This is a genomic window from Streptomyces sp. NPDC029164 (assembly GCF_055563995.1).
In genome coordinates this window covers 22783-48518 of sequence record NZ_JBVHWW010000010.1, presented here as the reverse complement: position 1 = coordinate 48518, position 25736 = coordinate 22783, and the positions used below count along the sequence as shown (strand labels likewise).

Below are 25736 nucleotides of genomic sequence, written 5' to 3'. Positions count from 1 at the left end.
GTACGGGGCTGCTCTACCCTCCCGATTGTGCCAGTGATTGCTGGCAGTGTTCCGATGGTATCTGCGGATGATGCGGAAGGCGGCGGGCATGGGCGGCAGGGACGAGCGCGGACGCGAGCACGTACGGGTGGCGGTGATCGGGTCGGGCTTCGGCGGGCTCGGCGCGGCCGTACGCCTGCGGCGCGAGGGGATCACGGACTTCGTCGTCCTGGAACGGGCCGACTCGGTCGGCGGCACCTGGCGCGACAACAGCTATCCGGGCTGCGCGTGCGACGTCCCCTCGCACCTGTACTCCTTCTCCTTCGCGCCCAACCCGGACTGGCCGCGCACCTTCTCCGGCCAGCCGGCCATCCGCTCCTACCTGGAGCACGTCGCCGACACCTTCGGGCTGCGCCCGCACATCCGGCTGGACTCCGAGGTCCGGTTGATGCGCTGGGACGCCGACGAGCTGCACTGGGAGATCGAGACCTCCTCCGGGCACCTCACCGCCGACGTCGTCGTCTCGGCGACCGGGCCGCTCTCCGACCCGAAGACGCCGGAGGTCCCCGGGCTCGCCGAGTTCCCCGGCAAGGTCTTCCACTCCGCCCGCTGGGACCACGACTACGACCTGCGCGGCAAGCGCGTCGCCATGATCGGCACCGGCGCCTCCGCCATCCAGATCGTTCCCGCCATCGCCCCCGAGGTGGAGCGCCTCACCCTCTTCCAGCGGACCCCGCCGTGGGTCATGCCCCGCACCGACCGGGCCATCACCGCCGTCGAGCGCTGGCTCCACCGCCAGCTGCCCTTCACCCGGGCGGCCCGCCGCGGGCTGCTGTGGGGGCTCCGGGAGCTCCAGGTCAGCGCCTTCACCAAGCGGCCGAACCAGCTCGGGCTGATCGAGTCGCTGGCCAAGGCCAACATGGCCCGCTCGATCAAGGACCCGGCGCTGCGCGCCAAGCTGACGCCGTCCTACCGGATCGGCTGCAAGCGGATCCTGCTCTCCAGCGAGTACTACCCGGCCCTGGCCCGGCCCGACGTGGACCTGGTCGCCTCCGGCCTGAAGGAGATCCGCGGCTCGGTGCTGGTCGCCGCCGACGGGACCGAGACCGAGGTCGACGCGATCATCTTCGGCACCGGATTCCACGTCACGGACATGCCGATCGCCGACCGGGTGGTCGGCGCGGACGGACAGACCCTCGCGGACGCCTGGAAGGACGGGATGCAGGCGCTGCGCGGGGCGACCGCGGCCGGCTTCCCCAACTGGATGACGATCATCGGGCCGAACACCGGGCTCGGGAACAGCTCGATGATCCTGATGATCGAGTCGCAGCTCAACTACATGGCCGATTACCTGCGGCAGCTCGCCGTCCTCGGTGGGAGCAGCCTTGGCGGGAAGGTCGCGCTCGGCGCCCGGCCCTCCGCCGTCAACCAGTGGAACCGGCAGGTGCAGGCCCGCATGGAGCGGACCGTGTGGAACACCGGCGGCTGTACCAGCTGGTACCTGGACGCGCAGGGCCGCAACACGACCGTGTGGCCGGGCACGACGGGTGAGTTCCGCCGGGAGACGCGGAGCGTCGATCTGGCGGAGTACGAGGTCGTACGGGTACGGGAGCGCGAGCGGGTCCCGGTGTCCGTGGCGGCTGCCGCCCCGGCGGGGCTGGATGGTGCCGGCGAGGCGGAAGCGGCGGAGGAGGTCGCGTGAGCCGGCTGACGCACGTGACCTCCGGGCGGTACTCGCCGCCCGCGGCGCGGCGGGAGCTCGTCGCGGACTCCGCCGACGGGGCCCGTCTGCACGTCGAGGTGCACGGGGACGAGGGGGCGCCGGCCGTGGTGCTGGCGCACGGCTGGACCTGCTCCACCGCGTTCTGGGCCGCACAGGTACGGGCCCTGGCCGCCACCCACCGGGTCATCGCCTACGACCAGCGCGGCCACGGGCGCAGCCCCGCCGCCCGGCTGCACAGCACCACCGCCCTCGCCGACGACCTCGTGGCGGTGCTCGGCGCCACGCTCGCCCCCGGGGAGCGCGCGGTCGTCGCCGGGCACTCCATGGGCGGCATGACGATCATGGCGGCCGCCGGCCGGCCGGAGTTCGCCGAGCACGCCGCGGCCGCGCTGCTGTGCAGCACCGGCAGCTCCCGGCTGGTCGCGGAGGCGCAGGTGCTGCCGGTGCGCGCCGGGCGCGCCCGGACCCGTATCACCGGCGCGGTCCTGGGGTCCCGCGCCCCCCTCGGGCCGGTCACGCCCGTCGCCCGGACGATCCTCAAGTACGCCACGATGGGCCCCGGTTCCGCGCCCGACAAGGTCGAGGTGTGCGCCCGTATCGTCCACGCCTGCCCCACCGGGGTGCGCCACGCCTGGTCCCGGGTGCTGGCCGGGCTGGACCTCGACGCCGACGTGGCCCGCCTCGCCGTGCCCACCGCCGTCATCGGCGGCACCGCCGACCGGCTCACCCCGATCGCGCACGCCCGCGGGCTCGCCGCCGCGCTGCCGAACTGCGTGGGCCTCACCGAGCTCACCGGCATGGGGCACATGACCCCGGTCGAGGCGCCCGAGGCCGTCACCCGGGCCGTGCGGGAGCTGACCGAGCTGTATCTCCACACCACCGAGAAGGAGAAGACGCCGTGAGTGCTCGCAGGAGTCTGGAAGGCCAGGTCGCCGTCGTCACCGGCGCCGCCCGCGGGGTCGGCGAGCTGCTCGCCCGCAAGCTCTCCGCCCGCGGCGCGCGGATCGCCCTCGTCGGTCTGGAGCCGGAGGCCCTCAAAGAGGTCTCCGAGCGGCTGCACACCGACAGCGACCACTGGTACGCCGACGTCACCGACCACGAGGCCATGGGCCGCGTCGCGCAAGAGGTCAAGCAGCGCTTCGGAAAGGTCGACATCGTCGTCGCCAACGCGGGCGTGGCCGCCGGCGGGCCGTTCGCCGACTCGGACCCCGACGCCTGGCGCCGGGTCATCGAGGTCAACCTCATCGGCGGGGCCGTCACCGCCCGCGCCTTCCTGCCCGTACTGACGGAGAGCCGCGGCTACTTCCTGCAGATCGCCTCGCTCGCCGCGATCACCCCGGCGCCGATGATGACCGCCTACTGCGCCTCCAAGTCGGGCGTCGAGGCCTTCGCGCACTGCCTGCGCGCCGAGGTCGGCTACAAGGGCGTCAAGGTCGGTGTCGGCTACCTCTCCTGGACCGACACCGACATGGTGCGCGGGGCCGACCAGGACGAGGTCATGCGGGAGCTGCGTCGGCGGCTGCCCTGGCCGTCGAACCGCACGTACCCGCTCGGCCCCGCCGTGGACCGGATCGTCGCGGGCATCGAGCGGCGCTCCCCGCACGTGTACGCGCAGTGGTGGCTGCGCGGGATGCAGGGGATGCGCGGCTACCTGCCCGGGCTCATCGCCACGGTCGGACAGCGCGAGATGAAGCGCTTCGAGCCGCGGCTGTCCGGTGTCTCCAAGGGACTTGTGGGAGCCGGCGGGGCCGCGGACGAGAAGGAGCGCACGCAGAGTAACTGATCGAAATGCGAGCTTTGCCCGCGCGTGCAAGTCTGGTCGAGGCCCCACCACCAACACCCCTCATGGAGTGAACAGCATGGGTATCAAGGACCAGTTCCAGGACAAGGCCGACGAGCTCAGGGACCGCGCGCAGGACGGTGCCAAGGGCGCGAAGGACGAGGCGACCGAGCGCACCGCCAAGGTCCAGGAGAAGGCGAAGCGCAGGCCGCAGCACGAGCAAGCGGACCGCGTGCGCGACGAGTTCGACGCCTGAGAACCGGCGCCTGACCGACTGCCGCAGGACCTGCGAAGGGGCGCGATCCCCGATGGTGTGGATCGCGCCCCTTCCGCATGTCCCCTTCCCGGGCCGCCTTCCCGGGCCGCCTTCCCGGGTCGACGGCTCCGGCTACTCTCCGGCTACTCCCGGGGCGGCAGCTTCGGACGGCGCCGGTCCGGCACGTCCGTGTAGCCGGGCGGCACCGCGGCCGGGTCCTGCTCCAGCAGTTCCAGTGCCAGGTGCACGGCGTCGTCGAGCTGGGCGTGCCGCCCCTCCGCCCAGTCGAGCGGGGTGCGCAGGATCGCGAGGTCCGGCTCCACGCCGTGGTTCTCCACCGACCACCCGTACTCCGGGAACCAGGCGGCGTTCATCGGCACCGTGATCACCGTGCCGTCACCGAGGGTGTGCCGGCCGGTCATGCCGACCACCCCGCCCCAGGTGCGCTGGCCCACCACCGGGCCCAGCCCCAGCAGTTTGAAGGCCGCGGTGATCATGTCCCCGTCCGAGGAGGTCGCCTCGTCGGCGAGCGCCACGATCGGACCGCGGGGCGCGTTGGAGGCGTACGAGACCGGCTGGGCGTCACGCGTCAGGTCCCAGCCGAGGATGGAACGGGTCAGCTTCTCGACCACCAGCTCGCTGATGTGGCCGCCCGCGTTGCCGCGTACGTCCACGATCAGCGCGGGCCGGGACATCTCCATCCGCAGGTCACGGTTGAACTGCGCCCAGCCCGAGCCACCCATGTCGGGGATGTGGAGGTAGCCGCACCGGCCGCCGCTGATCTCCCGGACCACCTCGCGCCGTTTGGACACCCAGTCCTGGTAGCGCAGCGGCCGTTCGTCGATCAGCGGCACGATGGCGACCCGCCGGGCGTGGCCCTCGCCCTCCGCGGGCTGGAAGGTCAGCTCCACCGTGGTCCCGCCCGCCGCCGACAGCAGCGGATAGGGGCCGGCCACCGGGTCCACGGGCCGTCCGTCCACATGGGTGAGCACGGCGCCCTCGCGGATGCCGGTGCCGGCCAGCGGGGAGCGGGCCTTGGAGTCCGAGGACTCGCCGGGCAGGATCCGGGCGATCACCCAGGATCCGTCCCTCGGATAGAGGTTGGCGCCGAGCAGGCCGATCGCCCGCTGGTAGTGCGGGGGACCTTCGTTGCGGCGCGCGGGGGAGACGTAGGCGTGCGAGGTGCCGAGCTCGCCGAGGACCTCGCGCAGCAGGTCGGCGAACTCGTCGGGGGAGGCGACCCGTTCGACCAGGGGGCGGTACTGGCTCAGCACCCCGTCCCAGTCGATGCCGCACATCTTCGGCTCCCAGAAGTAGGCGCGGATGATCCGCCCGGCCTCCTCGAAGGCCTGGCGCCACTCGGCCGCCGGGTCCACCTCGTGCAGGATGCGCCGCAGGTCCAGGTAGACCGTCGAGTCGCTGTCGCCCGATTCGGTCGCCGGGACCGCGCGCAGGTCGCCGTCGTCGTTGAGCACCAGCCGGGTGCCGTCGCCGCTGACCGCGAACCAGTCCAGCCCCGAGGCCAGTTCGGTCTTGCGGGCCTTGGTCAGGTCGAAGTGCTCCAGCGTCGGCTTGCCGCTGATGTCGTTCGGGTTGGCGAAGGTCTCGCCGAGCGCGCCCGAGATCGGCCAGCGCAGCCACACCAGGCCGCCGCCGTGCACCGGGTACAGGGCCGAGTACTTGGACGCGGACACCGGGAAGGGAGTGACCCGGCTCTCCAGCCCCTCGACCTCCACGGTCACGGAGCCGTCGCCGTCGCCCGATTCCCCTTCGACCGGGTCCAGTCCCCCCGCCGCCGGCCGGCCCTCGGCGGAGAGCGCGAAGGGGGAGGGGGTCGCGGAGGACAGCGGCACCAGGTACGGGCGGCAGCCCAGGGGGAACGACAGGTCGCCGGTGTGCACGTCGTAGACCGGGTCGAAACCGCGCCACGACAGGAAGGCCAGGTAGCGCCCGTCCCGGGTGAAGACGGGGTTCTCGTCCTCGAAGCGGCCGTTGGTGACGTCGACGATGACGCGCGCGCCGGGGCCGGAGATGCGGGCCATCTTGATCTGCCGCAGCGAACGGCCGATGCCCGGGTGCGACCAGGTCAGCCAGGCTCCGTCGGGGGAGAAGGCCAGGTCGGTGACGGGTCCGTTGATGGACCGGATCAGCTCGGTGACCTCCCCTCCCCCAGACTCCTCCGTCGCGTTGACGAGCAGCAGCCGCCCGTCGTTGGAGGCGATGGCGAGGCGCTCCCCGTCCGGGTCCGAGAGCAGCTCGGTGACGCGCCCCAGCTCGCCCGAGGCCAGCCGGCGCGGCTCGCGTTCCCCGGAGGCCCGGGGCAGGTAGGCGATCTCGATCGCGTCCTCGCCCTCGGCGTCGGTGACGTAGGCGACCTGTCCGCCGCTGCCGAGCATCTCCGGCAGCCGTACGCGCACGCCCGGGGTGTCGGCGATGGTCCGGGCGGGCCCGTCGCGGTGGGTCAGCCAGTACAGGCTGCCGCGCACCACGACCGCGCTGGCCCGGCCGGTGGTGTCCACGGAGAGGGAGTCGACGTTGCTGGCGGCCGAGGCCTGGTAGGTGCGCCGGCCCGCGCGGGGGCCGCCGAGGCGGACCTGGAGCCGGCGCGGCACGGCGTCGGGGGCCAGGGACTCGACGAGCCAGAGTTCGCCGGCGCACTGGTAGACGATCCGGGAGCCGTCGCTGGAGGCGTGCCGGGCGTAGAACTCCTCGTGGTCGGTGTGGCGGCGCAGGCCGGTGCCGTCGGGCAGGACGGAGTACAGGTTGCCGATGCCCTCGTGGTCGGAGAGGAAGGCGATCCGGCCGCCCACGAACATCGGCGCGTCCAGGTGCCCCTCGACGTCCTCCAGCAGCTGCTTGCCGTGCAGCCACAGCCGGCCGGTGGCCCCGCCGCGGTAGCGCTTCCAGGCGGCGGGCTCGTGCGGGGGCTTGCCGGTGAGCAGCAGGGTCCGGTGCTCGCCGTCGATGTCGGCGACCTGGATGTCGGAGACGGGTCCCCAGGGCAGGCGCCCGCCGGGGCTGCCGTCGGTGGGCAGCTTGTACGCCCAGGAGTAGTACGAGAACGGCTGTCCCCGGGAGGAGACCGCCAGGATGTTGCCGTCGGGGTCCCAGCCACAGACCCGGGTGTCGGTGGCGCCCCAGTGGCTCAGCTGGCGGGCGGGGCCGCCGTCGACGGGGGCGAGGTGGATCTCGGGGTCGAGGCTGCGCCAGGTGGTGAACGCGATGTGCTTGCCGTCGGGGGAGAACCGCGGGTGGCTGACCCGGGTCCGGTCGACGGTGAGGCGCCAGGCCCGGCCGGGCGTCTGCCCGTCGGGGACCAGCGGGGCGACCCATAGGTCGTCCTCGGTGGCGAAGCACAGGAGGTCGTCGTGCAGGTGCGGGAACCGGAGGTACGCGACGTCGTGACTCACCCCCCAATGCTTTCCGCGGCAAGGGGCCCTGGCAACTCGTACAGGTGATCCATGCCACTCCACAAAGCGAAACGGAACGGTTTCGTTTCGCTTGCGGTGGGGGTATCGTCTTAAGCGTACGGAATGGTTTCGTTCGGACGGGAGGCGGAGATGACCGAGGCGATGGCGGCCCGGCGCAGCCGGATCACCCCCGAACGGCAGGCCGAACTGCACGAGGCGGTCCTCGACCTGCTGCGTGACGTCGGCTACGAGGCGCTGACCATGGACGCGGTCGCCGCCCGTACGAAGTCCAGCAAGGCCACCCTCTACCGCCAGTGGGGGAGCAAGCCGGAACTGGTCGCCAAGGCCCTGCGATGCACGCAGCCCGTCTCGCTGCGGGAGATCGACACGGGCAGCCTGCGCGGGGACTTCTCGCTCATGGTGGAGCACTCGGACGACGCGCAGATGGCCAAGGACACCGCGCTGATGCGGGGTCTGGCCCACGCCGTCCACGAGAGCCCGGAGCTCCACAAGGCCCTGCGCGACCTGCTGGTCGACCCGGAGATCAACGGTCTCCAGGCGATGCTCCAGCGCGCGGTGGACCGGGGCGAGATCCGCCCGGACTGTCCGGCCCTGGACTTCGTACCGCACATGCTCATCGGGGCGTTCATCGCACTTCCGCTGATCGAGGACCGTCCCGTGGACCGGGCCTTCCTCGGTGAGTTCATCGATGCCGTGGTCTTCCCCGCCCTCGGCGTCTGATCCACCCGTCCCCTTCGGCTCCACCGCTTCCTGCTGCTCCTGACACGCCGCTCTCGTCGTCGGGCCGGCTCTCTACGCCCTGATCCATCCGGATCCATCCCACGACCTGAACGGGAGAACCACCGACGTGGCTACCTTCCTCTACCGGCTCGGCAGGGGCGCCTTCCGGCGCCGCGGCCTCGTCGCCCTCCTCTGGGTGGCGCTGCTGTTCGCCGCCGGCTTCGGCGCGGCCTCGGCCGGCGCCCCCACCTCCGGCTCGTTCTCGATACCCGGCACGGAGGCCCAGAAGGCCTTCGACCTGCTGGACAAGAAGTTCCCGGGCATGGCCGCCGACGGCGCCACCGCCCGCATCGTCATCAAGGCCCCCGAGGGCGCCAAGGTCACCGACCCCGGCCCCAAGGCCGAGGTCCAGAAGATCGTCGCCGGCCTGAAGACGGGAACGGGCGCGGAGCAGATCTCCTCCGTCGCCGACCCGTACGAGGCGCAGGCCGTGAGCCAGGACGGCTCGACCGCCTACATCAGCGCCAAGTACGACGTCAGCGGCATGGAGCTGAAGGACGACACCCGCGAGGCGCTGAAGGACTCCGGCAACGCGGCCAAGGCCGCCGGGCTGAACGTCCAGATCGGCGGTGACGCGCTGATGGCGGCCCCCGAGACCGGCTCCGGCGAGATCATCGGCATCCTCGTCGCCGCGATCGTCCTCGTGATCACCTTCGGCTCGCTGATCGCGGCCGGGCTGCCGCTGCTGACCGCCCTGATCGGCGTGGGCATCGGCGTCTCCTCCATCACCGCGCTCGCCAACGTGCTGGACCTCGGCTCCACCACCTCCACCCTCGCGATGATGATCGGCCTCGCGGTCGGCATCGACTACGCCCTCTTCATCGTCTCCCGCTACCGCGCGGAACTCGCCGAGGGCCGCGAGCGGGACGAGGCCGCCGGCCGGGCCGCCGGAACCGCCGGCTCCGCCGTTGTCTTCGCCGGTCTGACCGTGGTCATCGCCCTCGTGGGCCTGGCCGTCGTCAACATCCCCATGCTGAGCAAGATGGGCTTCGCGGCCGCCGGCACGGTGGTCATCGCGGTCCTGGTCGCCCTGACCCTGGTCCCGGCCATCCTCGGTTTCGCGGGCAAGAAGGTCCTGCCCGCCGGCGAGAAGAGCAGGCTGTTCGGCAAGGGCAAGCCTGCCGGCGCCGAGAAGAAGGCCAACGGCGGCACCCGCTGGGCCCGCTTCGTCCTGCGCCGCCCGGTCATGGTGCTGCTGGCCGGTGTGATCGGCCTCGGCGTCATCGCCATCCCGGCGAGCAAGCTGGAGATGGGCCTGCCGGACGACGGCGCCCAGCCGGTCTCCACCACCCAGCGCCAGGCGTACGACATGCTGTCCGACGGCTTCGGCCCCGGCTTCAACGGCCCGCTGATGGTGGTCGTGGACGGGGACAAGGCCCTCGCCGACTCCACCGTCGACCGGATCAAGGGCCTGGAGGGCGTGGCCGCGGTCATGCCGCCGATGCCCAACGAGGCCGGCGACGCCTCGATGATCACCGTCGTTCCGAAGGACCGCCCGTCCTCCACGCAGACCGAGGACCTGGTCCACGAGATCCGCGACGGCAGCGGCAAGGACGTCATGGTCACCGGCGCCACCGCGATGAACATCGACTTCTCGCAGAAGATGAACGACGCGCTGCTGCCCTACCTGGCACTCGTCGTCGGCCTCGCCTTCCTGCTGCTGATGCTGGTGTTCCGCTCGATCCTGGTCCCGCTCAAGGCGGCCCTCGGCTTCCTGCTCTCGGTCGTCGCCGCCCTCGGCGCGGTCGTCGCGGTCTTCCAGTGGGGCTGGCTCGGCTCGGTCTTCGGCGTGGAGCAGACCGGCCCGATCATGTCGATGATGCCGATCTTCATGGTGGGTGTCGTCTTCGGTCTGGCCATGGACTACGAGGTCTTCCTCGTCACCCGCATGCGTGAGGCGTACGTCCACGGCGAGCGCCCGGGCCAGGCCGTGGTGACCGGCTTCCAGTACAGCGCGCGGGTCGTCGTGGCCGCCGCCGTCATCATGATCGCGGTGTTCGCGGGCTTCATCGGAGCCAGCGAGCAGATGGTCAAGATGATCGGCTTCGGTCTGGCCGTCGCCGTCTTCTTCGACGCCTTCGTGGTCCGCATGGCCATCGTCCCGGCGGTGCTCGCACTGCTCGGTCACAAGGCCTGGTGGCTGCCGAAGTGGCTGGACCGGCTGCTGCCGAACGTGGACGTGGAGGGCGAGAGCCTGCGCAAGCACCTCTCGAAGGCCCCGCAGTCTCCCGAGGGCCCGGACAAGGACCGCGAGCTGGTCAACGCCTGACCTCCCACCGTCCGGCCGACAGGACGTCCCGGCCCCGCACCGCCTGCTCACCGGGCGGTGCGGGGCCGGGCCCGTTTCGTGCCCGGGCGCTACGCCCTACGGGTGGCGGCGGCCGGTGCGTACGTACGGCGCAGGAAGCGGCGCAGCGCGGCGATGTCGAACTGGATCACGGCGACACCCTCGGGGGAGTGGAACTCGACGATCGCCTGGACGCGGCCGCAGGGCCAGATGCGTACGTCTCCGGTCCCGGTCGGCGCCTGGAGGCCGGCCTCCAGCAGGGCGCGGGGGAAGACCCACTCGTTGTCGGTGCCCTCGGGTGACAGATCGGCCGGGAAGACGATCCGTACGGCCAGCGGTTCCGCGGGGGCGAAGCGCAGGGCGACCGGGATGGTCCGGTAGAGGGGATCGTCCGTGATCACCCGGGCGCGTACCCGCTCCTCGACCGGGGTCGTCGTCGAGGACGTGGGGGCGGTCGCGGTCGCCGTGACGGTCGCGGTGACGGTGGCTGGTGGATTCTCGGCGGTGGCTGACATCGACCAGGCTCCTCGAAATCGGAACATTTGCGTCCGTTTGCCCTCCAGCCTCGCACATTCCGACGAAACCGCACGGATGTATTTGTGACGCCTGCGCTCTTGCCAACGGTTTGCAACTGGGCACTATTCTTGAACGGTTAAAGACTGCGTTAAGGCGTAAGGAAGCGGAGCCACTCCATGCATGTGCCCGACGGTTTCATCAACGCACCCGTCTCGGTGGCCGCCGGAGTGGCGGCCGGAGCCGCGGTCGCCCTCAGCCTCCGCGGCGCCCGCCGCGAGCTCGACGAGCGGACCGCCCCGCTGGCCGGCCTGGTCGCCGCCTTCATCTTCGCCGTGCAGATGCTGAACTTCCCGGTCGCCGCCGGCACCAGCGGCCACCTGCTGGGCGGGGCCCTCGCCGCGATACTCGTCGGCCCCTACACCGGTGTGCTGTGCGTGTCCGTCGTCCTGCTCATGCAGGGCATCCTCTTCGCCGACGGCGGGCTGACCGCCCTGGGCGTGAACATCACCGTCATGGGCGTCGTCACCGTCGTGGTCGCCTACGCGATCTTCCGCGGCCTCCTCAAGGTGCTGCCGCCCACCCGCCGCTCGGTGACCGCCGCCGCCTTCGTGGCGGCCCTGCTCTCGGTCCCCGCCGCGGCCGCCGCCTTCACCGCCGTCTACGCGATCGGCGGCACCACCGACGTGGCCATCGGCAAGGTGCTCACCGCCATGGTCGGCGTGCACGTGCTCATCGGCATCGGCGAAGCCGCCATCACCGCCGCGACCGTGGGCGCCGTGATCGCCGTACGGCCCGACCTGGTCCACGGGGCCCGCGGGCTGACCGCGCCGCTGAAGCTGCGCGTCGGCGGCGAGCTCGTCGACGCCCCCGCGGCCGCCGCCACCCCGGTGGCCGCCCGCTCCACCAAGAAGGTGTGGGCGACCGGCCTGGTCACCGCGCTCGTCCTCGCCGGGTTCGTCTCCTACTACGCCTCCGCCAGCCCCGACGGCCTGGAGAAGGTCGCCGCCGACAAGGGCATCGACGAGAAGGCCGAGGACCACGCCGCCGCCGGCTCCCCGCTCGCCGACTACGGCGTCAAGAACGTCGACGACGCCCGCCTGTCCGGCGGCCTCGCCGGGGTCATCGGCGTCGGCGTGACCGTCGGCGCCGGCACCGGCATCTTCTGGGCCGTGCGCCGCCGCCGCACCGAAGAGCTGACCGCCACCTCCGTCTCGGCGGGCTGACATGGGAGCCGGCCACGCCCACAAGCTCTACCGGCACGGGCACACGCCGGTCCACGACCTGCCCCCGCACTGCAAGCTCGCCGCGACCTTCGCCTTCGTCGTGGTCGTCGTGTCCACACCCCGCGAGGCGGTGTGGGCCTTCGGCCTGTACGCCGTCCTCATCGCGGCGGCCGCCGCCGTGGCCCGGATCCCCGCCGGCTTCCTGCTGCGCAGGCTGCTGATCGAGATCCCGTTCGTCGCCTTCGCCGTGCTCATGCCCTTCGTCGCCGAGGGCGAGCGGGTGGAGGTGCTCGGCATGTCGCTGAGCGTCTCCGGCCTGTGGGGCGCCTGGAACGTCCTCGCCAAGGGCTCGCTCGGGGTGGCCGCCTCCGTCCTGCTGGCCTCCACGACCGAGCTGCGGGCCCTGCTGCTGGGCCTGCAGCGGCTGAAGCTGCCGCCGCTGCTCGTCCAGATCGCCTCCTTCATGATCCGCTACGGCGACGTGGTCACCGACGAGCTGCGCCGGATGTCGATCGCCCGCCGCTCGCGCGGGTTCGAGGCCAGCGGGATCCGCCACTGGGGGGTGCTGGCCAAGACCGCCGGCGCGCTGTTCATCCGCTCCTACGAGCGCGGCGAGCGGGTCTACCTCGCGATGGTCAGCCGCGGCTACGCCGGCTCGATGCCGGTGATCGACGAGGTCTCGGCCTCGCGCGCCCAGTGGGCGTACGCGGCCGTGCTCCCGGTGACGGCCCTCGCCGTCTGTCTGATGGGATGGACGCTGTGAACCTCTCCCCTTCCCTCGAAGTCTCCGGTCTCGCCTACGCCTACCCCGACGGACACCAGGCCCTCTTCGGCGTGGACCTGACCGTCGGGCGCGGTGAGCGGGTCGCCCTGCTCGGCCCCAACGGCGCCGGCAAGACCACGCTGGTGCTGCACCTCAACGGCATCCTGGGCGGCGGGGTCGGCACGGTCACCGTCGCCGGGCTGCCCGTGGACAAGCGGAACCTCGCCGAGATCCGGCGCCGGGTCGGGATCGTCTTCCAGGACCCCGACGACCAGCTGTTCATGCCGACCGTCCGCGAGGACGTGGCCTTCGGGCCGGCGGCGGCCGGAATGCGGGGCGCCGAGCTGGACGAGCGGGTCCGGGCCGCCCTGGACCAGGTCGGGATGGCGGACTTCGCGGACCGGCCCCCGCACCACCTGTCCTTCGGGCAGCGCCGCCGGGTCGCGGTGGCGACCGTCCTGGCCATGCGGCCCGAGATCCTGGTCCTGGACGAGCCCTCGTCCAATCTGGACCCGGCCTCGCGCCGCGAGCTCGCGGACATCCTGCGCTCGCTCGACGTGACCGTGCTGATGGTGACCCACGACCTGCCGTACGCGCTGGAACTGTGCCCGCGCTCGGTGATCCTCAGCGAGGGGGCCATCGCGGCGGACGGCCGCACGCAGGACGTGCTGTGCGACGAGAAGCTGATGCGGGCCCACCGGCTGGAGCTGCCCTTCGGCTTCGACCCCCGCTCGGTCTCGGTGGCATAAGCCCCGCTCGTAGGTTGTTGACGTGCTCGTGGACATCCAGGGTGAGGTGGCGGAGGGCTTCGAGCCCGTCCGGGACGCGTTCGTGCGCAATTTCGAGGTGCTCGGGGACCGCGGCGCGGCCGTCGCCGTCTACCGCGACGGACGCAAGGTCGTCGACCTGTGGGGCGGCACCAAGGACGCCGAGGGCACCAAGGACGCGGAGGGCGCCGAGGGCGCCGAGGGCGCAGAGCGCTGGACCCGGGACACCGCGCAGATCGTCCGCTCCGCGACCAAGGGCGTGGCCGCCGCCGTGCCGCTGCTGCTGCACCAGCGCGGGCTGCTCGACCTGGACGCGCCGGTGGGCTCGTACTGGCCGGAGTTCAAGACGGGCGGCAAGGAGCGGATCCTGGTCCGCGACCTCCTCGCGCACCGGGCCGGCGTCCCGGTGATCGACCGCGGTCTGACCGCCGCCGAGGCCGCGGACGGGGTGTCCGGAGCGCACGCCGTCGCCGCGCAGCAGCCCTTCTGGGAGCCGGGCACCGGGCACGGCTACCACGCGCAGACCTACAGCTGGCTGCTGTCCGAGCTGGTGCTGCGGGTGACCGGCCGCACGCTGGGCTCCGTACTGGCGGAGGAGATGACCGAGCCGCTCGGTGTCGACTTCTGGATCGGACTGCCGGAGACCGAGGCGCACCGGGTGGGCCGGGTGGCCCCGGTCGACCCGCCGGAGAGCGCCGGCATGCTCAGGACCCGGCCGCGCAGAAACGTTTCCGAGGCCTACGCCGACCCGGACTCCCTCACCCGCCGCGCCTTCCGCGCCATCGACCCGCTGCCCGACGAGAACGACCCCGCCTACCGGGCCGCCGAACTGCCCGCCTCGAACGGCATCGGCACGGCCCGCGCCCTGGCCCGCTTCTACGGGGCCACCATCGGCGTGGTCGAGGACGGCGCGCGGATCTTCACCCCGGCCACCACCGCGCTGGCCGGCCGCGAGCTCTCCTCGGGCCCGGACCGGGTGCTCGTCGTGAACACCCGCTTCGGCCCCGGCTACATGCTGCACAGCCCCGCCTCGCCGCTGCTCTCCCCGGCCTCGTTCGGGCACCCCGGCCGCGGCGGCTCCCTGGCCTTCGCGGACCCGGACGCCGGCATCGGCTTCGGCTACGTCACCAACGCCCTGGCCAAGTCGGTCACCGCCGACCCGCGCGCCCAGGCCCTGGTCCGCTCCCTGCGCTCAGCCCTCTGACGGCTCCGACGGCCGCTCGCGTACGTCGGCCACGGCGGCCCCGGCGCACCGGACGAGTTCGCCTCCGGGAGCGGCGCACCCGATGCGGGTCAGCCCGCCTTCAGGACCTGGGCGACGATCGGGCCCGCCGTGTCGCCGCCGTGGCCGCCGCCCTCGACCATCGCGGCCGCGGCCACGTCGCCGCTGTAGCCCGTGAACCAGCTGTCCGGGTTGCCGGCGCCGTCGACCTCCGCCGAGCCCGTTTTCGCGCCCTTGTCGCCGCCGACCGACCGCATGACCTTCTCGGCGGTGCCGGCGGTCGCCGTCTGCCGCATCATCGAGACCAGCTGCTGCTGCACCGAGGGCTTCATCCGCCGCTCCGCCGTCGCGATCTTCCGGCCGTCGAGCTCCGGCGAGACCAGCAGCGGCTGGCGGAACACGCCGGTCCGCGCGGTCGCGGTGACGGACGCGATGTTCAGCGGGTTCATGGTGATCTTGCCCTGCCCGATGTAACCGGCGGCCTCCTCCGCGCCCGTCGCCGTCGGGACCGTGCCGTCGACGGACTTGATGCCCGTCTTCCAGTCCAGGTCGATGCCGAAGACCTGGTTGGCCTCCTTCGAGAGTGCGGCGTCGTCGCGCACCACCGCGACCGGCTTGATGAAGGCGGTGTTGCAGGACTTGGCGAAGCTCGTCGCGAAGTTCGCGCCCGGCAGCTCGAAGTTGTCCAGGTTGTGGAAGGTGCGCCCGCCCCACTGCACGTCCTTCGTGCACTGCGCCGGCTTGTCGGCCGCGACCAGCCCGCGGTCGATCAGCATGGCCGCCGTCACGATCTTCATCGTGGAGCCGGGCGCCCTGGCACCCCGCATCGCCGCGTTGAAGCCGTCGGTGCGGTGGTTGGCGACGGCCAGGATGTGCCCGTTGCTCGGCTGGACGGCGACCACCGAGGCCTCGGGGTACCTGGCGACCGCCTGCTCGGCCGCCGCCTGCACCTTCGCGTCCAGGTACGTCTTGAGGGTGCTCGGCTCGCCCTCGACCAGGGTCAGCAGGGTCCGCTTGGGGGACTCCTTCAGGGCCGGCTCGATCCACACCTCCGCGCCCGCCCTGCCGCCCGTCTTGCCGCCGTAGTTCTGGCGCAGCTCGTCGAGGATCTGCCGCAGCGAGGGGTACTTCTCCGGGGTCAGCTCCTCGCCGTTGCGGTCGACGGCCTTGACCGGCGGGTTCGCCGCCGCGCCCGCGCGCAGCCTCTCGTCCTTCTGGAGCTGCGGGTGGATCACCGACGGCTGCCAGTCGACCAGCGGCTTCCCGCTGGTCACCCCGCGCACCACCGTCAGCTGGGAGTCGTAGGCCAGCGGCTTGGTGGTGCCCTCGTACGTGATCTCGGCCTCGACCTTGAAGGGGACGGTGGTGCCGTTCGGCGGGCCGGGGGTGATCACGGCCTTGGACACGTGCGCCTTGGTCCTGAAGTCTCCGACGGCGGTCTGCGCGGCCGCGGCGTTGTTCGTCAGCTCGGCGGCCACCCGCTCGTCCCCGGCGGCCCACGCGGCCAGGAAGGCCTTTGCGGTCGCGGCGGTCTCCTTCGCGCCGACGGGCCCGCTGCCCTTCTCGGCCTGGACGGAGGTGTCGCCGTCCTTCCCGTCGCCGCTGTCCCCGACCAGGGAGTACACCCCGTACCCGGCGCCGCCGAGCATCGCGAGAAACACCCCGCCGACGATGGCGCCCTTGGCTGCCCCGTTCACTGCGTCCCCTCCCCAGGAGCCACGGTTCTCTGAACGCGTTCAAAGAACCCTTGGCGTGGACCTTACGCTGCGGAGCAGATCGTTCCGGGCGTTGTTACCGGACCGGAACATCGCGACTGCGAAGACCGTTGTACGAACTGATGACCACGAAGAGGCTCACGGCAGTGGAGGCGCTCCGCATCGGCGGACCGCCTCCCGAGCGGATCTGGTACACCTCCTACGGCTCGAACATGCACCGGGGCCGGCTGGCCTGCTACCTGGCCGGAGGCACCCCCGCGGGCGGTGCCCGCCGCCAGCCCGGCTGCCGCGACCCGCGCGCGCCGGCCCGCTCGGTGGCCGTGGAACTGCCCGGAAGCCTGTACTTCGCCACCGAGTCCCTCGTGTGGACGGGCGGCCGCGGTTTCTACGACCCGGCGGCGCCGGGCCGCATCCGCGGCCGGGCCCACCTGGTCACCGCCCGGCAGTTCTCCGACATCGCCGCCCAGGAGATGTACCGGGAGCCCGGCGCCGGCGCGGACGTCGACCTCACCCGCGTCCTGCGCACCGGCCGCGACGAGCTGGGACCCGGCCGGTACGAGACGCTGATCTGCTCCGGCGCCGTCGACGGCATCCCGGTGCTCACCTTCACCGCCCCCTGGGCCATGCACGACGTGGAGTGGGTCAGCCCCGCCGCCGCGTACGTCACGCACCTGGCGGCCGGGCTGCTGGAGTCCGGGGCCTGGGACGCCCGCTCCGTCGCCGGCTACCTCGCCCGCTGCCCCGGCGCGGCCGGCCACTGGAGCGCGGACCGGATCGCGGCCCTCCTGAGCTGAAGTGCGCGCCCCGGGGCCGTGCTCTAGCGTCGAAAGGGCGAGGGTGACCGCCGCGTTCGAAGTACGGTCGCCCCTCCCAGCGCCCGCCCTGCGCCGCCGCCCCCGCCCGTGGTCCGGCGCACCCGCCGATCGCGCGACCGACCGACCGAGAGAGCAGGTGCAGCGCATGCGTCCGTCCGCCCGTATCCCCGGCATCCTCGCCGGCCTCGCCCTCGCCGTTGGCGGCGCCGTCTTCGTCGCCCCCGCTGCCCACGCGGACAGCAAGGCCTGCGAGCAGTCCCTCGAACAGAAGAAGGTGCAGGTCACGGACGATGTCCGGCAGGCCTGCTACGAGGGACAGATCGGCAACCAGACCAGCTGTAGCGCCAGCCTCACCGAGGCCGGCGTCTCCAAGGAGGACGCGGCCAACGCCTGCCAGGTGGCCCCGAAGTAACACCGCCGAAGCAACGACGAGGGCCCCGACGCCGGTGGGCGTCGGGGCCGCCGTTTCGCCTGCTAGACCCAGGTGTCCAGCCACATGCGGCCGCGCCAGGAGTCCATGGGGAGGGTCTGGCCCGTGTAGATCGGCCAGAAGTAGATGAAGTTCCACACGATCAGCAGGACCAGCACTCCCGCCCCGATCGCGCCCAGTGCCCGCCGGCGCTCCGACGAGCCGGCCGGGCCCAGCAGGGCGCCGATCATCATCGCCACCGCCAGGCACAGGTACGGGACGAAGACCACCGCGTAGAAGTAGAAGATCGTCCGCTCCTGGTAGTTGAACCAGGGCAGCAGACCCGCGGCCACCGCGCACGCGATCGCACCCGCCCGCCAGTCACGGCGGAAGAACCACCGCCACAGCACGTACAGCAGCGCGAAGCAGCCCGCCCACCACAGCAGCGGGGTGCCCAGCGCCAGCACCTCGCGGGCGCACTTGCCCGCCTCGGTCGCCGGACAGCCGTCGGTGCCGGGCGCGGGGGACTCGTAGAAATAGGAGACGGGCCGGCCCAGGACCAGCCAGCTCCACGGGTTCGACTCGTAGGTGTGCCCCGAGGTCAGCCCGACGTGGAACCGGTAGACCTCCGTCTCGTAGTGCCACAGGCTGCGCAGCCACTCCGGCAGGAACGACAGCGCGCTGTGCTGGTCGTTCTTGGCCGCCCAGTCGCGCAGATAGCCGCCCTTGCCGTTGGCCGGGCTGAAGATCCAGCCCGACCACGAGGCCACGTACGTCACGATCGCCACCGGCACCGTGGACACGAACGCGGGCAGCGCGTCGCGCCGCAGCATCGCCGCGTACGGGGCCCCCGCACCCGCGGTGCGGCGCGCGGCCGCGTCCCACAGCACGGTCAGGACCCCGAAGAAGGCCAGGACGACGAAACCGTTCCACTTCGTCCCCGCGGCCAGGCCCAGGCAGACCCCGGCCAGGATCCGGTACGGCCGCCAGCCCAGCCGCAGCGTCTCGGCGATCTTCATGTCGGGCCGGGTCCGGCCCTCCGGATCGACGGGCAGCGCGTCCGCGAGTCTGAGCCGGGCCCGGTCCCGGTCGATGAGCAGCGCCCCGAACGCGGCGAGCACGAAGAACATCAGCACCAGGTCCAGCAGCGCGGTGCGGCTCATCACCAGGTGCAGGCCGTCCACCGCGAGCAGCGTGCCCGCCAGACAGCCCAGGAACGTCGAGCGGAACAGGCGCCGCCCGATCCGGCACAGCATCAGCACCGACAGGGTGCCGAGCACGGCGGTCATGAACCGCCAGCCGAAGGGGGTGAAGCCGAACATCCACTCACCGAGCCCGATGACCCACTTGCCCACGGGCGGGTGCACCACGTAGCCCGGATCCACCGGCAGCGCGACCCCGTCCGGGTTGGCGAGGATCGACGAGTCGATGTCCTTGGGCCAGCTCGCCTCGTAGCCCTGCCGGACCGTGGCCCACGCGTCCTTGGCGTAATACGTCTCGTCGAATATCACCGCCTTCGGGCTGCCCAGGTGCACGAACCGCAGCACCCCGGCGACCAGCGCCACCAGCAGGGGCCCCACCCACCCGACGATGCGCTGCCAGGTCCCCCACACCTCCGGCGGCAGACCGAAGGTCAGCCACAGCTGCCGGGACGGCTTGGCGTACGGGGGCACCAGCCGGGTGCGGACGTCCGCGCGCGGCGACGCGGCGGCGGCCGGCACGTAGCCGAAGCCGCGCAGCCGGCGCAGCCAGGTGGGCGGCTCTTCTTCGCGCCCCACCGGCGAGGCGGCAGGGGCCCCCGCGGGGCTGGGCGACGGCGTCGCGGTACTGGTCACCGGCACATCGTAGGGAAGAGAACCGTGTGCGCCCCAGTGGCCGGGGCCTGACGGGGGGCGGCGGGGCGCGGGACTGAGAGGATGGGCGGGTGACAAACGACCAGCCCCGCGGTACCCAGCCCACTCCCAGCGCCGCCGCGGCCGAAGGCCCGACGGGCACGCTCGTCCTCGCCGGCACCCCCATCGGCGACCTCGCCGACGCCCCGCCGCGCCTGGCGGCCGAGCTGGAGCGGGCCGACGTGATCGCCGCCGAGGACACCCGGCGGCTGCGCCGGCTGACCCAGGGCCTCGGCGTGCACACCACCGGGCGCGTCCTGTCGTACTTCGAGGGCAACGAGTCGGCGCGCACCCCCGAGCTGGTCGAGGCCCTGGCCGGCGGCGCGCGCGTCCTGCTCGTGACCGACGCCGGCATGCCCTCGGTCTCCGACCCCGGCTACCGGCTGGTCGCCGCCGCCGTCGAGAAGGACATTCGGGTCACCGCCGTCCCCGGGCCGTCCGCGGTGCTCACCGCGCTCGCCCTGTCCGGGCTGCCCGTGGACCGGTTCTGCTTCGAGGGGTTCCTGCCGCGCAAGGCGGGCGAGCGCCTCGGCCGGCTGCGCGAAGTCGAGGCCGAGCGGCGCACCCTCGTCTACTTCGAGGCCCCGCACCGGCTCGACGACACCCTCGCCGCGATGGCCGAGGTCTTCGGCGCCGAGCGGCGGGCCGCGGTCTGCCGCGAGCTGACGAAGACGTACGAGGAGGTCAAGCGCGGCGGGCTCGGCGAGCTCGCGGCCTGGGCCGCCGAGGGGGTGCGCGGGGAGATCACCGTCGTCGTGGAGGGCGCCCCGGCCGCCGGACCCGGAGACGTGGACGCCGGGGAGCTGGTGCGCCGGGTGCAGGTGCGCGAGGAGGCGGGGGAGCGGCGCAAGGAGGCCATCGCGGCGGTCGCGGCCGAGGCCGGGGTACCCAAGCGCGAGGTGTTCGACGCCGTGGTGGCGGCAAAGAATGCGGCACAGAAGATGCCGTAAGTCGGTAAAGAGCTAACCTGAAAAGCAAAGCTCAGACCGGGCACCGGGCGCTTTGGGCATGGACTCGCCCAAAGACCGTCCAACACTGGACAGGACCTGATGCGCTCCCGCCCGAAGAGGCGTCCACTGGCAGTGGCACCAGTGGAACAAGAGGAGCTGGCATGAGTGAGATCGCTGACACCCCGGTACCCGTCCCCGCCGCGGTCCCCGCCGCCGTCTCCCGCCCCGACGTGCAGACCGTGCACGAGGCCTACTCCTTCGCCTGTATGAGGTGTGGATACGCGTGGGAGCAGGCGTACGCCATCGAGCACCACGTGGACGGCAGGGGCGAGCCGTTCATCATGTACACGGTCAACGGCGAGCGGGTGCCCTCCCCCCTGTCCAACCCGACCTGCATGAACTGCGGCGGACACGTCGTACGGATCATGCGCGCGGGCCAGGTCTCCTCGGTGCTCGGCATGATCGACCACCTCTACCACCACCGCATCGCCCCCGGGATCGCCGGACCGGTGCCGGCCGGGGCGGACGTCCCCCGGACCCCGAAGCCCCGCAAGGGCACGCACGACTCCCCCGGACCCGTCGCCGTCGACCAGGTCCAGGAGCGCCGGGGCCCGCTCTCCCGCCTGATGGGCTTCTTCCGCCGGTCATAAGATCGGCCGTATGAGCCCTTCCTCCGCTTCCACGGACGCACTGCCCCCGCTGCCCGAACCCCTCCGGGTGGCGGTGGCCGACTCGCACACCCACCTCGACATGCAGGCGGGCACCGTCGAGGAGGGCCTCGCGAAGGCCGCCTCGGTCGGCGTGAGCACCGTCGTCCAGGTGGGCTGCGACGTGAAGGGCTCCCGGTGGGCCGCCGAGACCGCCGCCGCGTACGAGAACGTCCACGCCGCCGTCGCCCTTCACCCGAACGAAGCCCCCCGGATCGTCCTCGGGGATCCCGACGGCTGGTCGCGGCAGGGCGCCCGGGCCGGCGCCGGCGAGGGCGCGCTCGACGAGGCGCTCGCCGAGATCGAGGCGCTGGCCGCCCTCGACCACGTGAAGGCGGTCGGCGAGACCGGGCTGGACTACTTCCGCACCGGCCCGGAGGGGATGGCCGCGCAGGAGCGCTCCTTCCGCGCCCACATCGAGATCGCCAAGCGGCAGGGCAAGGCGCTGGTCATCCACGACCGCGAGGCCCACGCGGACGTGCTGCGCGTCCTGCGCGAGGAGGGCGCCCCGGAGCGGACCGTCTTCCACTGCTACTCCGGGGACGCCGACATGGCCCGCGAGTGCGCCGCCGCCGGGTACTACATGTCCTTCGCCGGGACCGTCACCTTCAAGAACGCCGCCCCGCTGCGCGAAGCGCTGGCCGTGGCCCCGCTGGAGCTCGTACTCGTCGAGACGGACGCGCCCTACCTGACCCCGGCGCCGTACCGCGGACGGCCCAACGCGCCGTACCTCATTCCGCTGACGGTCCGGGCGATGGCCGCGGTCCGCGGCATCGACGAGGACGCGATGGCCACCGCGCTGGCCGCCAACACGGCACGCGCCTTCGCCTACTGAATCCGCCCTTCCACGGGTGATCCACCGGCGTCGCACCACCCCCGTTCGACACGCTGAGTGTCCGTGCGGCTTTGGAGCGTGACGACTCCTCCGCTAGGGTGCCGTGCCCGAACCGGGGTGCCGGATCACCAGTGGAGCGAGCGTCGTGAGCGATACGCAGGGCAGTCACCGCCGTGGCGATCCCGTCCCCGGGGTGTACGGGGCCGAGCCCCAGGCCTGGACGGCCGGTACGGGCGATCCCGGGGACACGCTGCGGGACCCCGACCCCGACCCCGGCCCCGGGGTCCCCGCCCCCCGCCCCGGCAGCCGGCGGGCGGGGCGCCGCCGCCGGGCCGCGGACACCGCCCCCGGCCCCGGCCTCCACGGCGCCGGGACACCGGCCGAACTCGCCGAACCGGCCGGGCTGGCCGGGCTGGCCGCACTGGAGGAGCTGGCCGAGCTCGCCGACCGGGCCAGGCTCTCCGAGGCCGACACCTTGGCCGCCCCCGGCTCGGGCCGCCGCCGGGCCGCGAGCCCGGCCGGCGCCGCCGTGGCACCCGCCCCCGCCGCCCCGGCGGTCCCCGGGACCGGCCGGCGCGCCCGCGGCCGCGGCGCGCCCGCCGACGCCCCGGTCCCGCCGCCCGGCACCGGCCGCCGCCGCGCCGCCCGCGGGGCCCCCGCCGCACCCGGCGGGAACTGGCGGCGGATCGTTCCGCAGGCCCTGGTCGTCGCCTTCCTCGCCGGCGGCACGACCGCGTTCGTCGCCGCCGACAAGTCCGTACGGCTCACCGTGGACGGAGTCCCGAGGAACCTGCACACCTTCGCCGACGACGTCGAGGAACTGCTCGCCGCCGAAGGCCTCGGCGTCGGCCCCCACGACCTCGTCGCCCCCGCCCCCGGCGAACCCCTCGAAGACGGCGAGGAGATCGTCGTCCGCTACGGCCGCCCCCTGCGCCTGAGCCTCGACGGGCAGCACCGCCAGATGTGGACCACCGCCCGCACCGTCGAAGGCGCGCTGCGCCAGTTCGGCATCCGCGCCGAAGGCGCCTACCTCTCCGCCCCCCGCACCGCGCCCGTCCCGCGCGCCGGCCTCGCCCTGAGCGTGCGCACCGAACGCAGCGTCACCTTCATGGCCGACGGCCGCGAACGCACCATCCGCACCAACGCCGCCACCGTCCAGGAGGCCCTCGACCAGGCCGGCATCACCCTCCAGGGCCAGGACACCACCTCCGTACCCGCCACCGCGTTCCCGCGCGACGGCCAGACCGTGACCGTGCTCCGCATCACCGGCACCCGAGAGGTCCGCGAGGAACGCATCCCGTTCGAGACCGAGAAGGTCAACGACCCCGACCTGTTCGCCGGCACCGAGGTCGTCGAACGCGCCGGCCGGCCCGGGGCGCGCCGGGTCACCTACACCCTGCGCACGGTCAACGGGGTCCGCCAGACGCCCCGCGCCATCGCCGACGAGATCGTCCGCGAGCCCGTCACCCAGCTCGTCAAGGTCGGCACCAAACCGCTGCCCAGCTCAGTCGCCGGCGCCGACGGCCTCAACTGGGCGGCCCTCGCCCAGTGCGAGTCCGGCGGCCGCCCCTCGGCCACCGACGCCTCGGGAACGTACGGCGGCCTCTACCAGTTCGACGTCCGCACCTGGCAGGGCCTCGGCGGCAGCGGCCGCCCCCAGGACGCCTCGGGCACGGAACAGACCTACCGGGCCAAGAAGCTCTACGTGCAGCGGGGGGCGAGCCCCTGGCCCCACTGCGGCCGTAGGCTTTACCGGTGAGCACCGCAGAGCAGCAGCCCGAGAACCCCTCCTCCAGTACCCCCGGCACACCCGACGCCCTCCTCGGGCCGGCCGACATCCGGGAGCTGGCCGCAGCACTCGGCGTACGCCCGACGAAGCAGAAGGGGCAGAACTTCGTCATCGACGCCAACACGGTCCGTCGGATCGTGCGGACCGCCGAGGTCCGGCCGGACGACGTGGTCGTCGAGGTCGGCCCGGGGCTGGGCTCGCTGACGCTCGCGCTGCTGGAGGCCGCCGACCGGGTCGTCGCGGTCGAGATCGACGACATCCTGGCCGCGGCGCTGCCCGCCACCATCGAGGCCCGCATGCCGGCGAAGAAGGACCGCTTCGCGCTGGTCCACTCCGACGCGATGCTCGTGACGGAACTGCCCGGCCCGCCGCCGACCGCGCTCGTCGCGAACCTGCCGTACAACGTGGCCGTGCCCGTCCTGCTGACCATGCTCGACCGCTTCCCCACCATCGAGCGGACCCTCGTCATGGTGCAGGCGGAGGTCGCGGACCGGCTGGCGGCCGAGCCCGGCAACAAGGTCTACGGGGTCCCCTCCGTCAAGGCCAACTGGTACGCACACGTCAAGCGCGCCGGCGCCATCGGCCGCAAGGTCTTCTGGCCCGCCCCGAACGTCGACTCCGGTCTCGTCTCGCTGGTGCGGCGCACCGAACCGATCAAGACCACCGCCACGAAGGCGGAGGTCTTCGCGGTCGTCGACGCCGCGTTCGCGCAGCGCCGCAAGACGCTGCGCGCCGCGCTGGCCGGCTGGGCCGGCTCGGCGGCGGGCGCGGAGGCCGCGCTGGTCGCCGCCGGCATCTCGCCGCAGGCGCGCGGCGAGTCCCTGACGGTGGAGGAGTTCGCCGCGATCGCCGAGCACAAGCCCGCGGCGCAGAGGCCGGCACTGTGAGCGCGCGCACGACGGGTGTGACCGTACGGGTCCCCGCGAAGGTCAACGTGCAGCTGGCGGTGGGCGCGGCCCGGCCCGACGGCTTCCACGACCTGGCCAACGTCTTCCTCGCCGTGTCCCTGTTCGACGAGGTCACGGCCACCCCGGCCGACACGCTGACGGTGACGTGCGAGGGACCCGACGCCGACCAGGTCCCGCTGGACCGCACCAACCTCGCGGCGCGGGCGGCCGAGGTCCTCGCCGCCCGCCACGGCATCGAGCCCGCCGTCCACCTCCACATCGCGAAGAACATCCCGGTGGCGGGCGGCATGGCGGGCGGCAGCGCGGACGGTGCGGCGGCCCTGCTGGCCTGCGACACCCTGTGGGGCCTGGACACCCCGCGCGCCGAACTCCTCGACATCTGCGCGGAGCTCGGCAGCGACGTCCCCTTCAGCCTCGTCGGCGGGGCCGCGCTCGGCACGGGCCGCGGTGAGCTGCTGACCCCGGTGGCCGCCGGGGCGTTCCACTGGGTGTTCGCGGTGGCCGACGGGGGGCTGTCCACCCCGGCGGTGTTCCGCGAGTTCGACCGGCTCACCGCCGAGCGGGACGTCCCGGCCCCCGAAGCCTCCCCGGCGCTTCTCGCGGCGCTGGCGTCGGGTGATCCGGACGCGCTGGGCGCTGCGCTGGCCAATGACCTTCAGGCGGCCGCGCTTTCTCTTCGGCCGCAGCTGGCGCGGACGCTGGCCGCGGGTGTGGAGGGTGGGGCGCTGGCCGCGCTGGTCTCGGGCTCGGGCCCCACGACGGCCTTCCTGGTCGCGGACCAGGAGTCGGCCGCCAAGGTCGCTGCCGCGCTGGACGCCTCGGGCACCTGCCGGGCCACCCGCGTGGCGTCCAGCCCGGCCCCGGGCGCCACGGTCCTGCCGTCCTGACCCTGCGGCGGCCGCTGTCGGGGGCCGGCCCCCGAACCCCCGCGCGGAGGACCGGTACCCAGGCAGAAGTTGAGTATCCGCGCCCTGTCGGGAGGCGGCCCG

The 25736-nt window shown here is 73.0% G+C and carries 22 protein-coding genes; 18 read left to right on the top strand and 4 right to left on the bottom strand.

Annotated elements, in window-relative coordinates; genetic code table 11:
* The first annotated feature begins 88 nt into the window (after positions 1 to 88).
* From ACZ4VT_RS11910 to ACZ4VT_RS11895, 4 genes are all read left to right on the top strand, one after another.
* A complete protein-coding gene (locus ACZ4VT_RS11910) occupies positions 89 to 1681 on the top strand; it encodes a flavin-containing monooxygenase (RefSeq protein WP_467948744.1) in 1593 nt (530 codons plus the stop codon).
* Positions 1678 to 2604 carry an alpha/beta fold hydrolase gene (locus tag ACZ4VT_RS11905; RefSeq protein ID WP_467948742.1) on the top strand — a complete coding sequence of 309 codons (927 nt, stop codon included), beginning with the start codon at positions 1678 to 1680 and terminating at the stop codon, positions 2602 to 2604. The genes ACZ4VT_RS11910 and ACZ4VT_RS11905 overlap by 4 nt, the downstream gene beginning before the upstream one ends.
* Positions 2601 to 3485: an SDR family oxidoreductase gene (locus tag ACZ4VT_RS11900; protein WP_467948740.1), complete on the top strand. Its 885-nt coding sequence runs from the start codon at positions 2601 to 2603 to the stop codon at positions 3483 to 3485. The genes ACZ4VT_RS11905 and ACZ4VT_RS11900 overlap by 4 nt, the downstream gene beginning before the upstream one ends.
* A gap of 76 nt (positions 3486 to 3561) precedes the next feature.
* Positions 3562 to 3738 carry a hypothetical protein gene (locus ACZ4VT_RS11895; RefSeq protein WP_467948738.1) on the top strand — a complete coding sequence of 59 codons (177 nt, stop codon included), beginning with the start codon at positions 3562 to 3564 and terminating at the stop codon, positions 3736 to 3738.
* 143 nt (positions 3739 to 3881) lie between these two features.
* Here ACZ4VT_RS11895 and ACZ4VT_RS11890 read toward each other — a convergent pair whose 3' ends face one another.
* The gene (locus ACZ4VT_RS11890) at positions 3882 to 7148 is read right to left on the bottom strand and encodes a S41 family peptidase (protein WP_467948736.1); all 3267 of its coding nucleotides are present in this window, start codon (positions 7146 to 7148) and stop codon (positions 3882 to 3884) included.
* Between the two features lie 150 nt (positions 7149 to 7298).
* Here ACZ4VT_RS11890 and ACZ4VT_RS11885 point away from each other — a divergent pair, with 150 nt between their 5' ends.
* Both ACZ4VT_RS11885 and ACZ4VT_RS11880 read left to right on the top strand, forming a co-directional pair.
* Entirely contained in the window at positions 7299 to 7889 is a 591-nt protein-coding gene (locus ACZ4VT_RS11885; RefSeq protein ID WP_351288197.1) for a TetR/AcrR family transcriptional regulator, read from the top strand.
* A gap of 127 nt (positions 7890 to 8016) precedes the next feature.
* Entirely contained in the window at positions 8017 to 10218 is a 2202-nt protein-coding gene (locus ACZ4VT_RS11880; RefSeq protein ID WP_467948733.1) for an MMPL family transporter, read from the top strand.
* 89 nt (positions 10219 to 10307) lie between these two features.
* Here the strand turns inward: ACZ4VT_RS11880 and ACZ4VT_RS11875 are convergent, their stop codons facing one another.
* Complete coding sequence (locus ACZ4VT_RS11875; RefSeq protein WP_467948731.1) at positions 10308 to 10751, bottom strand: SsgA family sporulation/cell division regulator; 444 nt, start codon at positions 10749 to 10751, stop codon at positions 10308 to 10310.
* Between the two features lie 177 nt (positions 10752 to 10928).
* Between ACZ4VT_RS11875 and ACZ4VT_RS11870 the strand changes: the two genes are divergently transcribed.
* Genes ACZ4VT_RS11870 through ACZ4VT_RS11855 form a run of 4 tightly spaced genes read left to right on the top strand, consistent with a single transcriptional unit; the run spans position 10929 to position 14709 of the window.
* Complete coding sequence (locus tag ACZ4VT_RS11870) at positions 10929 to 11975, top strand: energy-coupling factor ABC transporter permease (RefSeq protein ID WP_467948730.1); 1047 nt, start codon at positions 10929 to 10931, stop codon at positions 11973 to 11975.
* Between the two features lies 1 nt (position 11976).
* Positions 11977 to 12738 (top strand): cobalt ECF transporter T component CbiQ, encoded by a 762-nt coding sequence (gene cbiQ, locus ACZ4VT_RS11865; RefSeq protein WP_467948728.1) that lies wholly within the window; start codon positions 11977 to 11979, stop codon positions 12736 to 12738.
* Positions 12726 to 13487 (top strand): energy-coupling factor ABC transporter ATP-binding protein, encoded by a 762-nt coding sequence (locus tag ACZ4VT_RS11860; RefSeq protein WP_467948726.1) that lies wholly within the window; start codon positions 12726 to 12728, stop codon positions 13485 to 13487. The genes cbiQ and ACZ4VT_RS11860 overlap by 13 nt, the downstream gene beginning before the upstream one ends.
* Positions 13488 to 13509: 22 nt before the next feature.
* Positions 13510 to 14709: a serine hydrolase domain-containing protein gene (locus ACZ4VT_RS11855; protein ID WP_467948724.1), complete on the top strand. Its 1200-nt coding sequence runs from the start codon at positions 13510 to 13512 to the stop codon at positions 14707 to 14709.
* 89 nt (positions 14710 to 14798) lie between these two features.
* Here ACZ4VT_RS11855 and ACZ4VT_RS11850 read toward each other — a convergent pair whose 3' ends face one another.
* Entirely contained in the window at positions 14799 to 16424 is a 1626-nt protein-coding gene (locus tag ACZ4VT_RS11850; RefSeq protein WP_467948722.1) for a penicillin-binding transpeptidase domain-containing protein, read from the bottom strand.
* Between the two features lie 140 nt (positions 16425 to 16564).
* Here ACZ4VT_RS11850 and ACZ4VT_RS11845 point away from each other — a divergent pair, with 140 nt between their 5' ends.
* The gene (locus tag ACZ4VT_RS11845; protein ID WP_467948720.1) at positions 16565 to 17236 is read left to right on the top strand and encodes a histone deacetylase; all 672 of its coding nucleotides are present in this window, start codon (positions 16565 to 16567) and stop codon (positions 17234 to 17236) included.
* A gap of 166 nt (positions 17237 to 17402) precedes the next feature.
* Entirely contained in the window at positions 17403 to 17669 is a 267-nt protein-coding gene (locus tag ACZ4VT_RS11840) for a hypothetical protein (protein WP_362802996.1), read from the top strand.
* 62 nt (positions 17670 to 17731) lie between these two features.
* On the opposite strand, the gene ACZ4VT_RS11835 is transcribed toward ACZ4VT_RS11840, so the two are convergent.
* On the bottom strand, positions 17732 to 19501 hold the full coding sequence (locus ACZ4VT_RS11835; protein ID WP_467948718.1) for a dolichyl-phosphate-mannose--protein mannosyltransferase: 1770 nt from the start codon (positions 19499 to 19501) through the stop codon (positions 17732 to 17734).
* Positions 19502 to 19590: 89 nt separating this feature from the next.
* On the opposite strand from ACZ4VT_RS11835, the gene rsmI reads away from it, so the two are divergent.
* From rsmI to ACZ4VT_RS11805, 6 genes are all read left to right on the top strand, one after another.
* Positions 19591 to 20508 (top strand): 16S rRNA (cytidine(1402)-2'-O)-methyltransferase, encoded by a 918-nt coding sequence (rsmI, locus tag ACZ4VT_RS11830; protein WP_467948717.1) that lies wholly within the window; start codon positions 19591 to 19593, stop codon positions 20506 to 20508.
* A 161-nt stretch (positions 20509 to 20669) separates the two neighbouring features.
* A complete protein-coding gene (locus ACZ4VT_RS11825) occupies positions 20670 to 21158 on the top strand; it encodes a hypothetical protein (RefSeq protein WP_467948715.1) in 489 nt (162 codons plus the stop codon).
* Positions 21159 to 21168: 10 nt separating this feature from the next.
* Positions 21169 to 22050, top strand: a complete 882-nt coding sequence (locus tag ACZ4VT_RS11820; RefSeq protein ID WP_467948713.1) for a TatD family hydrolase — start codon at positions 21169 to 21171, stop codon at positions 22048 to 22050.
* A 145-nt stretch (positions 22051 to 22195) separates the two neighbouring features.
* Positions 22196 to 23809, top strand: a complete 1614-nt coding sequence (locus ACZ4VT_RS11815) for a ubiquitin-like domain-containing protein (protein WP_467948711.1) — start codon at positions 22196 to 22198, stop codon at positions 23807 to 23809.
* Complete coding sequence (gene rsmA, locus ACZ4VT_RS11810; RefSeq protein WP_362803005.1) at positions 23806 to 24726, top strand: 16S rRNA (adenine(1518)-N(6)/adenine(1519)-N(6))-dimethyltransferase RsmA; 921 nt, start codon at positions 23806 to 23808, stop codon at positions 24724 to 24726. The genes ACZ4VT_RS11815 and rsmA overlap by 4 nt, the downstream gene beginning before the upstream one ends.
* Positions 24723 to 25634 carry a 4-(cytidine 5'-diphospho)-2-C-methyl-D-erythritol kinase gene (locus tag ACZ4VT_RS11805; RefSeq protein ID WP_467948709.1) on the top strand — a complete coding sequence of 304 codons (912 nt, stop codon included), beginning with the start codon at positions 24723 to 24725 and terminating at the stop codon, positions 25632 to 25634. The genes rsmA and ACZ4VT_RS11805 overlap by 4 nt, the downstream gene beginning before the upstream one ends.
* The last annotated feature ends 102 nt before the right edge of the window (positions 25635 to 25736 follow it).